The following is a 13,109-nucleotide window of genomic DNA, read 5'->3' on the forward strand; positions in this document are numbered from 1 at the left end:
ATCTAGACTTCTTTAGTGTTGCTTTTTTGTTCAAAACACCGAGCAATACCCTGCTCTATAGTAAGTGGCGGTGACCAACCTAATAATTGCTTGGTATGTGTTATGTCGACCTGCAGCGAATCACACAATTTCGTTGCCATATTTTTTCTACCAAAACACGAAGCAATAAACTTTAAACACCACACTGGTATTGGGAGTAACATCGCGCCTTTTCCACTTGCCTGAGCGACGAGCCTCACCAAATCTGTGGTCGAAACATCATGATCATCACTGACCATAAAAGTTTGATTTTTTGCTTTAGGATGAGAAATACAAATGCGAATTAAATCAACGAGGTTATCCAAAGATACCAAACTACGTTTATTGTAAATTGCGCCTAGCGGCAACGGTATTCGCTTTTGAGCGAGCTTAAACAGATGTCCAAAATTACCTTTGGCGTTAAGTCCATAAACTAGAGGCGGCCTTACAATAACAAACTCAGTGTTTGTTCCTTCAAGCAACTGCTTCAATCCCATTTCAGCTTCGAACTTTGAAATAGCATAGTCTTCAGCCGGGTTAGGTTCATCAGCTACCGTAAAAGGTTTAGTATTATTTATGCCATTAACGCCAATAGAACTGATAAAGATAAATCGTTTAACATTACTTGCTAGCGACTGACTCGCTAAAGCCATTGTTGCATCAACATTTACAGCTCTAAATTGTTTAAGCGCTTCATTGTGGTTGTCATTAACCGCATGCACTCTGGCTGCGCAGTGTATAACAACATCAATTTCTTTAAGTGCTAAAGACCAGTCTGTTGTTTTTTCTATCGACTCGATATGGATAAGACTTACACCGGAGGGAAAGTTATTAACACGAGATCTTGATACTACTGTCAAGTTGTATAAGCCTGAAGCCAGGAGTTGTTCAACCAGTTTATTGCCTATAAAACCACTTGCTCCGGTAACTAATATATTTTTCATTCAGACTGTTCTGCTTAAAAGTTTATGATACATAAAAAGATAATCGGCTGAAATTTTATCCACATCGAATCGCTGCTCAGCCAGTATTCTACCTCGCTTACCAAACTGCAGCCGTAGCGTGGGGTCTTCAGCAAGCTTTGCTATTGCACCAGCCAAGGCAGTCGTCTGACCTGGTGGGACTAGCAAACCCGTTGTCCCTGGTAAGATAACATGGCGACACCCCGGCACATCGGTTGTCACTATTGCTCTGCCACAAGCAGCAGCTTCCATCAGCACCTTAGGTAACCCTTCGCGGTATGATGGCAACACAACAATATTACTTCTCGATAAAATGTCGGCCATATCCTGCCGAAACCCCAGAAATGTCACCACATTTTCTGTAGTCAATTTATCAATTTCTTGCTGAGACACAGATGCTGGATTGACCAGGTCAGGTAAACCTACAACCCAGAACTCTATAGTATCACCATGAGACGAACGCAGCATTCTGGCTGCAGCCACAAATTCAAAAAATCCTTTGTCTTTTAATAATCTAGCTGCAAAGGTTACAACAGTTTTATTTTCAGGTTCCGTGGTATAACTAAATTTTCTTAAATCAACGCCAGCGCCATGCACAACTTGCACTTGTTTAGGCATAACAATTTTTTTTAACAAAAAATAAGTTTTGTCTGATTCGTTTTCAAAAGTAGCAAAAACATTTTTATGCCGAAACACCGTTTTGTATAGCTGCACTACTACATAACGCAACAGCCTAACTTTAAGTTTTTTGCTAATAAATACAAAACCTAAGCCTGTTATACTAACAACAACTGCGGGTACATTAGCGAGTCTTGCCGCTATTCCACCGTAGATGACCGGCTTAATTGTCATCAAATGAACAGCATCAGGTTTCACTTTCTTCATTAGCCGGAAAATAGCAATTGCGGATAATAGCTCAATAAGCGGATTAGTCCCACTTCGATCTATTGCTAAATCATGACAAATAAAACCCTCGTCAGACATAACGTCAGCTTTTTCGCTGACATTAGTCGCCACATGTACTTCATAGCCCGCACATTTGGCTGCTCTTGCTAAAGGTAGCCAGTGAGAAACAAAAAACCAATCAACGTTGACAACAAATAATAACTTTTTCTGCATTAGTGGTATCTCTGATACCAGGCCTGAAACATAAGAATGTCCCAAAGCTGATATTGCCAGTTACGTTTTCCTGACAGATGCTCCTGCCACATAGTGCGCACGGTGGCGACATCAAAAAAGCCTTCACGGCTAAGGCGTTCCTCAGCCAATAAGCCTTCTGCCCACTGCTGTAGTGGCCCACGTAACCAGGCGTCTAAGGGTACGGCAAAGCCCATTTTCGGCCGTTCAATTAAATCTTTCGGTACATATTTGTACAAAATCTGCCGCAAACACCACTTAGACTGGCCATTGTTGAGCTTGACAGCCTTGGGTAAACGCCAGGCATGCTCCAGCACCTGATGATCGAGAAACGGCACCCGGGTTTCCAGTGATACCGCCATCGCTGCGCGATCCACTTTTACCAGAATATCATCCGGTAAATAGCTTAAGGTATCCTGCGCCATCATTTGCAAAATAGGGTCGGTAAAACAGGCTTTGCGTTGCGGATCAGTCAGCACCGTTAACGGCTCTTTACTGCCAAGCACAACCTGCTCAGGGTTTTGCCAGTGTGACACCAGCCCCAGGTACAAATGTTCGGCATCACGACAGGCCAATACAGCCGCTGCTTTATGTAACTTATCGCCTAAATTACTTAGCCGAGCGCGTAAGGGCAATATTTTACCCAGCGCATTCCAGCCTTTAACCGGTATTGCTGTCATCACGCCAGCGAGCATTTTACGCAGTAACACCGGCACCCGGTTAAGCTTATGCCACAAGCGGGCCGTTAGCAGGTAGCGGTTGTAACCACAAAACAACTCATCACCGGCATCGCCTGACAGCGACACCGTAACGTGCTGCTGGGCAATTTGGGACACCAAAAAAGTCGGAATTTGTGACGAGTCTGAAAACGGCTCATCGTATATTTCAGCCAGTTTAGGCACCACAGCCAGGGCATCCTCTGCCGTAACATACAACTCGGTATGTTCAGTACCCAAATGCTTTGCTACCGCTTTAGCAAATTCAGCTTCGTTAAAACGTGGATCATCAAAGCCGATTGAAAACGTTTTAACCGGCTTGGCCGACTGTGCCTGCATTAAAGCGACAATAAGCGACGAATCAACGCCGCCGGATAAAAAGGCGCCCAACGGCACATCGGCGACCATTTGCCCGGCAACGGCCTGTTTAAGCGTCTGTTCTAGCGCGGCAACTTGCTGCTGCGCCGGCGCATTATCAGGGTTAGCTGCAGCTTGCGCCATGGCTTCGCGTACCGACCAATAGCTGTCAGTGTGCAGCTGCTGATCAGCGCTCAGTGTCAGTATAGTGCCGGGCAACAGTTTATAGATCTGCTGATAAATCGAGTACGGCGCGGGTATATAGTTATGCCGTAGCAATAATGCGATAGCATCGCGGTTAATTTCTGGGGCAAAAGCCGGGTGTGCGCGCAGCGCGTTTAACTGTGAACCGAATAAGAAGCAACCTTGTTGCCAGCCGTAATATAACGGTTTTTCGCCAAAGCGATCACGGGCCAGCTGCAACTGCTTAATGTGGCTGTCCCAAAGTGCCAGTGCAAACATGCCGGTAGCTTTTTGCAAAGTAAGCCTAAGGCCCCACTGCTCTATCGCGGCTAACAGCGTTTCTGTATCCGAGTGGCCACGCCACTGCCGCGGACTAATTTGCTCCAGCTCGTTACGTAATGCCTGATGGTTATACACTTCACCGTTGTAGGCCAGCATATAACGGCCAGAGCCAGATGCCATAGGTTGATGGCCGGCCTCTGACAAGTCAACGATAGCCAGACGACGGTGCGTCAGACCCACTGTATTATCTTCACTGGTCCAATAGCCCGCGCTATCCGGGCCACGATGTGTGATAGCATCAGCCATGGCGACTAGTTGCTGCGACAACAGATTACCGTCGGGTGCTACGACTCCGGCAAATCCACACATTATTAAAATTCCTTTATAACTGCAACGGGCATTACTGGCCGGTAAACATCAGTTTTGTAAACTACTGTACAATTGCTGATAACGCTTAACCATTTGCTCTATAGAAAAGTGTTCAGACACCCGTTTATGTAAATTTTGCCCTAACTGGGCACGGTATTCTGCAGAGTTAGCGAGTATACCCGACAAACACTCAGCCAACGACGCACTGTCAGCGGGTTTTGCTAATGTAACCAAATTACCCGTCATATATTCTACGTCGCCAACATTGGTTGCCACAACAGGCAAAGCTGCACACATCGCCTCGCCTAAAGCCAGCGGAAATGCCTCAGTGCGGGATGGCATACAAAACACATCGATAGTATTGAGCAAAGCGGGAATATCTGAACGCTCACCAAGAGCAAGTATTTTTTCCGGATACGGACAAGCTTTTACCAACTGTTCCATAGCCGTGTTATCTGCATCACAACCTCTGCCAACGAATAAGAAAATAACGTCCGGATTGGCTATCTGGACATGTTTTATTGCCTCAAGCATCAGGTCCTGGCCTTTATCAGCATGCCAACGGGCTATTATTCCGACAATGACAGCTGACGACGGCAATTGCAGTTCCCGGCGTAAAGCCTGTCGTAAGCCTGGCTCAGGCGCATACTCAGAGACCGCAAACCCATTAGGGATAACGCTAATTTTGTTCGCTGCATAACCGCTGCGCACATGTAATTGCTGCGCTGCCTTGGCCACACACACTATTTTATCTGGCACGCGGTGCGATAAAAATGCACAGCATTTCATAATCAGCCAGGTTGCAGGATTACCCTTGGGCAATTGGCAAGTGTGAATACCCCAGACATAGCGAATGTCTTTTAACCAGAACGAACTTAACGATGCAATAAAGTCGGCATGATACAACCAGCTTTGTACAACCTCAGGTTTGATAACCTGAAGTAGCTTAACCAGTTTAATCACTGCAGATGCTAACGAAAAAAGCCCACTGACATTGAGCGAATACACCTGAAAACCAGCATCACGGAGCTTAGCGGCTAAAGCCCCCTCTGGACGCAAGGTTATAACAGAAACATCGGCGACATTATCACGCTGCGCAGACAATAGCCGGTAAAGCACCAGCTCAGCACCACCAATATCGAGAGAAGTGATTACATGACAGACTTTCATTGATAATACTTAGCAAAAATATCAATTAACTGAGTAGAAACAGATGTAACCGAATAATGTGCATCAATTACTTGAGGGCCAGTTTTTGCCATTAAATCCATTAACATCGGCTGCATAACCAATTCATGCAGAGTGGTAGCCCAATCTAGCGGATTATCAACACCAACCCCCACGCGTCCTTTAGCTAACACTTCATTATTATTACCTATCGAAGACACAACGCAAGGCACACCACAAGCCATGTAAAGCAGCATTTTATAACTGCATTTTCCCAGGCTCCACGGATTACTATCGAGTGGCATAATACCAATTGCCATATCCTGGATATCAGCTACTTCGGTAGCTACAGACCATTTACGATATTCAATTTTACATTCAGGAATACTAGTAAAATCGGGTTTTCTATCCGAACAAATAAGTAGTTTGTAGTCAGGATGGCGCTTTAAAAATCCGTTTAACTGCTCCTGAATAGCATACAAAAAAACAAAACCACTTGAGCTACCTGACCAGCCAATATAATTTTTAGAGCCCTTTAACATGGATGGAACGAATCGAGAGTTATCAACAGCAGTGGGGACTATATGAATTTGAGAATTGTACTTAGAAAAATAATCTGCTAAAAACTCATTGCCGCATATAACAGCATCGACATGTTCTGCAATTTTTTTTGCAGCAAAACCCTTCCTATTTAGAAAGATAGCATCATCAACATCAAATAACTTTACACCTTTCACAAAGGGTTCAAATGTTGGTAAAGTCGATATCATTTCACGCTGTATAAAGTGAAAATGACTTTCATTATTCAATAGCTGTTTAGCGCGATGGACTAGCTCTGATGCCAACCATGCAGGCCTCTTAAAGGTCTGCGCAGGCGGGAAAGCAGATACCTTTGCATGATTCAAACTTACCTGGTAACCAGCTTTTTCAAAAGCAGGCAAGTATTGTAAAAGCCGAAACCGGGTACTTGGCGAGAATTCACCTTGTGTGTGTGCGCAAATGTTCTTTGTCATGAAATTCTCTGTAAATATAATTCATAATAATTATCATTATTGGAAAGAAGAAAACAAACCTGTAAGCGACAAGCAGTGGATAACCAAAATCAGATATCAATATAAATGCAAAAAGCATTGAGGCCATCATCTTGCTAGAAACATTACTAAAGCAAAAAAACAAGACTAACACGAGATATATAAAGTAACTTGCAAACCCACCGCGCAATACATATTCTGAAATGAAATTATCACCAAATGCAATATTAGCGTTATATGTAAATCCAACGCCTTGCAGGGGGTTGTCAAAAACATAAGTATAACTACCAGCGAGCCGACTATTCATACTTAACCTGGCAAGTATACCATTGTGTTCACTGGTAAGAACCTCGAGTATTTTTTCATAAGCCAGAGAAATAATATCAGAGTAATTAATGAAAACATAAATAAAACAAGAAACAACAAAGAAAGATAAGAAAAACCTAAAAACAACCCCAGATTTTTTCATAGAAAAATAAAAATAAAAAAACAACATACCGACAAAAAGAAAAAGACCTGTATTAGAGAAGATAAAGACCAACAAAGAACTGTAAAGAATGCTAATTAACAAAAAAGCAAATCGAGAAAAAGAACCTTTAACCTCGTAATACAGAACAAGAAAAACCAACGAAAAAACAAAAAAAACGAAACCTGCAACAGAGTGTGTGGCATAAGTAATAACAGGCTTATTCTCCCAACCAATCATATAATAATACAAATCTGGAACCATCTGATAAAAACTTTCAAAGACAGCCTTCACCCAGGACACTGAGAAAACTATCATAAATGCGACAATCAACTGAAAAATTGCAAACAAGAATAGGAATAAAAGCTGACGCCTAGATAGATATACATTTTTATATGAAACACTGACTATAATAAAAAGAGTAACATAAGGAACCACAGCCCCCAGAGTCACTTCAGAAAAAGGAGATAAGAAAGAAAGAAGAGAAATTGCTATTATAAAAATCAAGCCCAGCACTACGCGCTCTGAGCCTAGAGGCACTTTACAAAAAAACACACCAAGAAGCAGCAAAAAAAGGGCTAAAGAATTACCCAGCAATGATAGCTGCTCGATTATACTCCCGCCTATTGAAGACGGAAAATACAATGATACCAACAGACTGGCAATTAAAAACCACGTAAAACCTGTGCTAGTCTTGAACTGAGTTTCTTTATTCACCAATCTTTAGCCTCACGCTATCGGCCAGTCGTAACAATACACCTAACCAAGCCAATGGATTTATTACCCAGGACAAACTAATTCCTTTTGCACGTGATTCGAAGCGAAAGTAGTTAATTAATGCTTTATATCGATCCCAGTAACCAAGCTCCAGCAGTAGCATTTCTTTATAAACCAGTGCAGCGCCGTTTGGGCTATTAACACGTATTTTCAACATTGACGCAGTCAGCCCATCCTCTCTGGGAGTAAAAATGCGCAAGCCTTCATTAACAAAAAGAGTCGAGTAGTGTAACGACAATCTATTCCAAATCAGACTTTCCGGGACAAAGCGCTCTCCAGGAAACACTGGGAACAGATTATCGCGCATTAATGCTGTTTTGTTGATACCCCACCGCTCAGCCTGGCTTCGCAGCATGAGCTGTTCGGAAGGCGAACTGACAATTTTTTGTTTAAACGCATATTCTGGACCAACATTAGTACCACTGTCGGTAACGGAGCGTACAGAAATAGTAGAAATAGCAGAAAGTTCTGCAGCACTTAGCGTCTGGCATAGCTGATAAAATCGCTCTATCGTGTTCGGCGTGCATTTATCATCTGAGTCAAATATTAAAAACCATTCTCCCTGCGCCATCTCCACACCCAGATTAATAGCGGTGTGTTTTCCGCCATTAACCTTTTTAGCGTAACGAATGCTAATACGATTTTCGTCTATCCAGCTTTGCACTAAGTCTGTTGTATTGTCTGCTGAACCATCATCAACAATAACCCACTCAAAATTCTGCATGGATTGCGCGCACAAACTCTCATATACGTCGCCAAGTGAATAAGCTCTGTTATAGGTAGGTGTAAAAACTGTGATAAAAGGTTTATGCTGTAATTGCGACTGGTCAAACAAAATAACGCTCCTTTAAACGCTGACGTACACCCATATAGTTAGTCAGCAACAACATTCCGGAAAATACCAGCCCACCCAGCAAAACTTTGATGGTTAGCGCTGCCAGCGCAGGAAAATCTGGCACTACACTCACGGTGATAAGCATTCCGATTACTGCCACTGCGACTTTTAGCATACTACCGCTACCAAGTGAGGGCATGCTAAACACTTTTGGCCCGAGATACATACTAGCAAGCAATGCACAGCCAAAACCCGCAACGCTGGCCAGTGCTGCGCCCTTAATGCCTAAGCCTGGCACAAGCACAAAACATGCGATTAACGTTACCCCGGCACCAACGATTACAGTCAGTAACTGCAACATGGTGTTTTTACCAAGCTGAAAGGCATAGTCAAAGTAAAACGACTTTAACACGCTAAGAAAAAGTGCCAAAGCCACCCAAGGCATTATAGCTATTGCACCTTCGCGGTATTCTGCACCTAGCAGCAGGGTAACAATTTCTGTGCTGCACAGCACCAACCCGGCACAAACAGCTGCAGATACCGCCAGCACTAGCTCAAAATTATAGCGAAGCTGGCGCTGTAGCTGTTGTTCTGCGGTGCTGTTAAGTAGCCGTAAAACCAGTGGGAATGCAGCCAGATGAACCACCGCCAACAAAGTGCCGACTATATATTGTACAAACTCATACGCCACTGAGAATACACCAACGGCATCCGGACCATGGTAGCTACTAAGAAATAGCCGGCCACACACATCTATGACAAAGGTCATCAGAAAGGTAAGTGTCAGTGGCAAACCATAAGCGCTCATTTTCCGTAACAGCACTGGATCGTAATGGGTTAGCTTCGCTGCAGACCAATATTCTTTCTGCAACACACTACTGATAACCAGTGCCAATGCCAATGCCAGCAATACACCCTTTACACCTTGTCCGGATATCAATGCAACATAGCCCAGGCCAAGCGCTATCACACTCTTAATTAATGAGCTCATGCCATAGCGCATTGGACGTAAAGCAATATTGTCAAAACGAAGGGCCAGTTCAAACCAGGCTTGTGCCACAGCCACAATACCCAACATAGAAAACACTATGGCAAACTGCGGCAACCAATCATGCAATGGTAATAGCCATACAGCAGTCAGCATAACGCCGGATAAACCTAACCAGCTGAATACCGCCGTTGAAATCCAGCGCTGTTTTAGATCCGACGATTCGCATTCTGGTAAAAACCGCCCAAGCGCGAGGTTTATCCATTGGAAAACAATCGCATTAATCCCCATCGCTACCACAACAGTCAGCGAGTAACGGCCATACTCTGCCGGAGAGAGCATTCGCGTGTACACTGACAGCGCCATTAGCGTTACCATAGCCGGCAACAAGCGGGCTATAAAATAAAGAATGCTGTGCTTAATAAGCATAGATGCGCTTAGAGTAATTTATCTAAGACAGGTGCCAAAGCTTCCAGCCAGTGTCTGTTTTTAACGGCAAAACGCTGGCTGATCCTGGTACTATTTAGCACACTATATGCTGGACGTTGAGCCGGTGTAGGATAGTCTTCAGTGGTGATAGGTTTTAAAGGTACAGCAATTTGCCTGCGCTGCAGAATGTGCCAGGCAAAATCATACCAACTGGCCACGCCCTGGTTAGCAAAGTGATACACGTCGATTGCTGGCGCACTATGCTTTGTAGTTAACAATATCTGTACTATCGCCTGGGCTAAATCACCGGCATAAGTGGGTGCCCCCACCTGATCGGCCACTACAGCCAATTCAGGTTTAGATTGCGCTAAGCGCAGGATGGTTTTAACAAAATTCTGCCCAAACTCGCTATATAACCAACTGGTACGAATTATCGCGCCTTTTTCGCAATGTTTTAATACCGCCATTTCTCCGGCTAGCTTGCTTTTACCATAAACAGACACTGGTGCTACGCTGGCACTTTCACAATAGGGCCGGCAGGCCAAGCCATCAAATACGTAGTCGGTGGAAACATGATATAGCGGCAAGCCAAATTGCTGGCATGCCACTGCCAACTGCTCTGGTAGGGTTGCATTCAGCTTAAATGCCATATCGGCATCTTGTTCAGCTTTATCTACTGCGGTATAAGCCGCAGCATTAACTACGGCATCTACAGCATATTGCTTAATGATGCCAGAGAAATCTGCCGTACAACTTAAATCAAGCTCAGCACGTGGTGGGGCGACATATTGTATACCGCCTAGCCCAAGTTCACGCTTCAGGCAGTTACCTAACTGACCACTACCACCTAATATCAATATCTTCATTTTTTGAATAACTCAGCAAACGTCGGCGCTGCAGCGTCTTTTGCCGACAAGACAGATTGCTGTAATGGCCAGACAATATTCAATGTCTGATCATCCCAACGAATACAAGCTTCATCCGCCGGGTAGTAATACTCGGTGCATTTATACTCAAAGTCTGCACTGTCTGACGTTACCTGAAAACCATGTGCAAAGCCTGGTGGCACCCAGAATTGCCGGGCATTTTGTTCTGATAAATAGACGCCGAACCATTGTCCAAACGAGGGTGAGTCTGGCCGTAAATCTACGGCGACATCGAACACTTCTCCCCGGACAACACGAACTAACTTGCCCTGCGGTTTGCTTTTTTGAAAGTGTAAGCCACGCAGCACGCCTTTAGTAGATCGGGAATGATTATCCTGCACAAAGGCAGCACTGATACCTGCAAGCTCCTGATAGCGTTTAACCTGGAAACTTTCCAGAAAAAAACCACGCTCATCACCAAATACTTTGGGTTCAATAATGACACAATCTTTTAAAGTAGTTTGTATTACGTTCATTTATAACCTTCTGCAACTTTTTTCAGGTAAAGTCCATAACCTGTTTTCGACAGTTGCTCGTAGCGTTTCATTAACATTGCAGCACTTAACCAGCCCTGCCTGAAGGCAATTTCTTCCAGACAGGCTACTTTCAGGCCCTGCCTTTGTTCAATGGTTTGAACAAACTGGCCGGCTTCAATTAACGAATCATGTGTACCGGTATCAAGCCAGGCGAATCCACGGCCGAGTAAGCTGACTCGAAGTTTATTATTGTGTAAATATACATTGTTAACATCGGTGATCTCTAACTCACCTCTGGCTGACGGTTGAATAGTTTTAGCGATGGTTGCAACGTCGTTATCATAAAAATACAGGCCAGTGACTGCATAATGGGATTTGGGCACTTTTGGTTTTTCGACTATCGACAGCACTTTCCCTTGTTGGTCAAATTCAACCACGCCAAAACGTTCAGGATCTGTCACATGGTAACCAAAAATTGTTGCACCAGCTGATTGTCTTGCTGCATCAAGTAATTTCTCTGAAAAATGCTGGCCGTAAAAGATATTGTCACCCAGCACCAGGCAGACACTGTCATTACCAATGAAGGTTTCACCAATAATAAACGCCTGCGCCAGCCCATCCGGACTCGGCTGCACAGCATAACTCAGCGCAATACCAAAGTCGGTACCGTCCCCCAGCAAGCGCTGAAACGCTGCCTGATCTTCAGCTGTAGTAATAATTAAAATATCGCGGATACCAGCCAGCATTAACACCGACAGCGGATAATAAATCATTGGCTTATCGTAAACCGGTAATAACTGCTTAGACACTCCAAGTGTAATTGGGTGTAGCCGGGTACCTGAGCCGCCAGCTAAAATAATGCCTTTCATTTTTCTGAGTTCTCCTGCCCTAAACGCTCCATGGTGTAGCTACCATCCAGTACTGGCTGCCACCAGGCTTTACTTACTAAAAACCATTGCACCGTTTTACGCAGACCGCTGTCGAAGGTTTCTTGCGGCCTCCAGCCAAGTTCATGCGCAATTTTGCTGGCGTCTATGGCGTAGCGTAGATCGTGGCCGGGGCGGTCTTTGACGTAAGTGATAAGTGATGAGTGTTTAGTGTTAACTGGATAACCACGCTGATGCATTGGTGCCAGCTCGTCCATTAGCTCGCAAATGGCGTGCACGACGTCAATATTTTGCTTTTCGTTGTGGCCGCCAATATTATAGGTTTCGCCAACCTTGCCCTCGGTTACCACCTTGTATAACGCCCGGGCATGATCTTCTACGTAAAGCCAGTCACGGATCTGGTTACCCTTGCCATATACCGGCAAGGGGTTACCGGCTAATGCGTTTAATATCATCAGCGGGATCAGCTTTTCCGGAAAATGATAAGGGCCGTAATTATTAGAGCAATTCGTTACCAGCACGGGTAAGCCATAAGTACGGTGCCAGGCGCGCACTAAATGATCTGAGCTGGCCTTACTGGCCGAATACGGGCTACTGGGTGCATAGGGCGTGGTTTCGGTAAATAAGTCATCAGTACCGTGCAAATCACCGAATACTTCATCGGTAGAAATATGGTGGAAGCGAAATGCGGCTTTACGCACTGCATCCAGGCCGTTCCAGTAGCTGCGCGCTACCTCAAGCAAGGTGTAAGTGCCGACGATATTAGTTTCGATAAAGGCAGCCGGGCCGTCTATTGAGCGGTCAACATGGCTTTCTGCCGCAAGGTGCATCACCACATCGGGCTGATGCGTGGCAAACACCCGATCTAATTCAGCACGGTTACAAATATCGACTTGTTCAAAGCAGTAGCGCGCATTATCGGCTACATAGGCAACAGAAGCCAAGTTACCGGCGTAAGTAAGTTTATCTACATTGATCACACTGGCTTTAGTGTGTTCGATTATATGACGTACGACTGCTGAGCCGATAAAGCCGGCGCCACCGGTTATAAGAATCTTCATTTAGAGTACCGTATTTCCACTAACACCGTATGCCCGGTGAAA

At 44.5% G+C, this 13,109-nt stretch carries 12 protein-coding genes; all 12 read right to left on the reverse strand.

The window, feature by feature from the left end; genetic code table 11:
- Positions 1-2: 2 nt before the first annotated feature.
- From E0Z06_RS09895 to rfbB, 12 genes are read right to left on the reverse strand one after another with little or no spacing between them, the layout of a single operon-like run.
- Positions 3-962: an NAD-dependent epimerase/dehydratase family protein gene (locus E0Z06_RS09895; RefSeq protein ID WP_132584237.1), complete on the reverse strand. Its 960-nt coding sequence runs from the start codon at positions 960-962 to the stop codon at positions 3-5.
- Positions 963-2,099, reverse strand: coding sequence for a glycosyltransferase family 4 protein (locus tag E0Z06_RS09900; protein ID WP_132584239.1), 1,137 nt, complete (start codon positions 2,097-2,099; stop codon positions 963-965).
- Positions 2,099-4,024 (reverse strand): asparagine synthase (glutamine-hydrolyzing), encoded by a 1,926-nt coding sequence (gene asnB / locus E0Z06_RS09905; RefSeq protein ID WP_132584241.1) that lies wholly within the window; start codon positions 4,022-4,024, stop codon positions 2,099-2,101. The genes E0Z06_RS09900 and asnB overlap by 1 nt, the downstream gene beginning before the upstream one ends.
- Positions 4,025-4,072: 48 nt before the next feature.
- Positions 4,073-5,194: a glycosyltransferase gene (locus tag E0Z06_RS09910; RefSeq protein ID WP_132584243.1), complete on the reverse strand. Its 1,122-nt coding sequence runs from the start codon at positions 5,192-5,194 to the stop codon at positions 4,073-4,075.
- On the reverse strand, positions 5,191-6,204 hold the full coding sequence (locus E0Z06_RS09915; RefSeq protein WP_132584245.1) for a glycosyltransferase: 1,014 nt from the start codon (positions 6,202-6,204) through the stop codon (positions 5,191-5,193). Before E0Z06_RS09915 ends, E0Z06_RS09910 begins: the two co-directional genes overlap by 4 nt.
- Positions 6,170-7,405, reverse strand: coding sequence for a hypothetical protein (locus E0Z06_RS09920; protein WP_132584247.1), 1,236 nt, complete (start codon positions 7,403-7,405; stop codon positions 6,170-6,172). The genes E0Z06_RS09915 and E0Z06_RS09920 overlap by 35 nt, the downstream gene beginning before the upstream one ends.
- Positions 7,398-8,300: a glycosyltransferase family 2 protein gene (locus E0Z06_RS09925; RefSeq protein WP_165907392.1), complete on the reverse strand. Its 903-nt coding sequence runs from the start codon at positions 8,298-8,300 to the stop codon at positions 7,398-7,400. Before E0Z06_RS09925 ends, E0Z06_RS09920 begins: the two co-directional genes overlap by 8 nt.
- Positions 8,293-9,717 carry an oligosaccharide flippase family protein gene (locus E0Z06_RS09930; RefSeq protein ID WP_132584251.1) on the reverse strand — a complete coding sequence of 475 codons (1,425 nt, stop codon included), beginning with the start codon at positions 9,715-9,717 and terminating at the stop codon, positions 8,293-8,295. Before E0Z06_RS09930 ends, E0Z06_RS09925 begins: the two co-directional genes overlap by 8 nt.
- Before the next feature lie 8 nt (positions 9,718-9,725).
- Positions 9,726-10,583 carry a dTDP-4-dehydrorhamnose reductase gene (gene rfbD, locus E0Z06_RS09935; protein WP_132584253.1) on the reverse strand — a complete coding sequence of 286 codons (858 nt, stop codon included), beginning with the start codon at positions 10,581-10,583 and terminating at the stop codon, positions 9,726-9,728.
- Entirely contained in the window at positions 10,580-11,119 is a 540-nt protein-coding gene (gene rfbC, locus E0Z06_RS09940; protein ID WP_132584255.1) for a dTDP-4-dehydrorhamnose 3,5-epimerase, read from the reverse strand. Before rfbC ends, rfbD begins: the two co-directional genes overlap by 4 nt.
- Positions 11,116-11,988, reverse strand: a complete 873-nt coding sequence (rfbA, locus tag E0Z06_RS09945; protein WP_132584257.1) for a glucose-1-phosphate thymidylyltransferase RfbA — start codon at positions 11,986-11,988, stop codon at positions 11,116-11,118. The genes rfbC and rfbA overlap by 4 nt, the downstream gene beginning before the upstream one ends.
- A complete protein-coding gene (gene rfbB / locus E0Z06_RS09950; protein ID WP_132584259.1) occupies positions 11,985-13,067 on the reverse strand; it encodes a dTDP-glucose 4,6-dehydratase in 1,083 nt (360 codons plus the stop codon). Before rfbB ends, rfbA begins: the two co-directional genes overlap by 4 nt.
- Positions 13,068-13,109 lie beyond the last annotated feature (42 nt).

The organism is Rheinheimera sp. D18, from assembly GCF_004345025.1.
GTDB classification, from domain to species: domain Bacteria; phylum Pseudomonadota; class Gammaproteobacteria; order Enterobacterales; family Alteromonadaceae; genus Alishewanella; species Alishewanella metallidurans.

Coding starts and splice junctions, on each gene's coding strand:
- E0Z06_RS09895 (WP_132584237.1), bottom strand. CDS start 962: ATGAAAAATATATTAGTTACCGGAGCAAGTGGTTTTATAGGCAATAAA.
- E0Z06_RS09900 (WP_132584239.1), bottom strand. CDS start 2,099: ATGCAGAAAAAGTTATTATTTGTTGTCAACGTTGATTGGTTTTTTGTT.
- asnB (WP_132584241.1), bottom strand. CDS start 4,024: ATGTGTGGATTTGCCGGAGTCGTAGCACCCGACGGTAATCTGTTGTCG.
- E0Z06_RS09910 (WP_132584243.1), bottom strand. CDS start 5,194: ATGAAAGTCTGTCATGTAATCACTTCTCTCGATATTGGTGGTGCTGAG.
- E0Z06_RS09915 (WP_132584245.1), bottom strand. CDS start 6,204: ATGACAAAGAACATTTGCGCACACACACAAGGTGAATTCTCGCCAAGT.
- E0Z06_RS09930 (WP_132584251.1), bottom strand. CDS start 9,717: ATGCTTATTAAGCACAGCATTCTTTATTTTATAGCCCGCTTGTTGCCG.
- rfbD (WP_132584253.1), bottom strand. CDS start 10,583: ATGAAGATATTGATATTAGGTGGTAGTGGTCAGTTAGGTAACTGCCTG.
- rfbC (WP_132584255.1), bottom strand. CDS start 11,119: ATGAACGTAATACAAACTACTTTAAAAGATTGTGTCATTATTGAACCC.
- rfbA (WP_132584257.1), bottom strand. CDS start 11,988: ATGAAAGGCATTATTTTAGCTGGCGGCTCAGGTACCCGGCTACACCCA.
- rfbB (WP_132584259.1), bottom strand. CDS start 13,067: ATGAAGATTCTTATAACCGGTGGCGCCGGCTTTATCGGCTCAGCAGTC.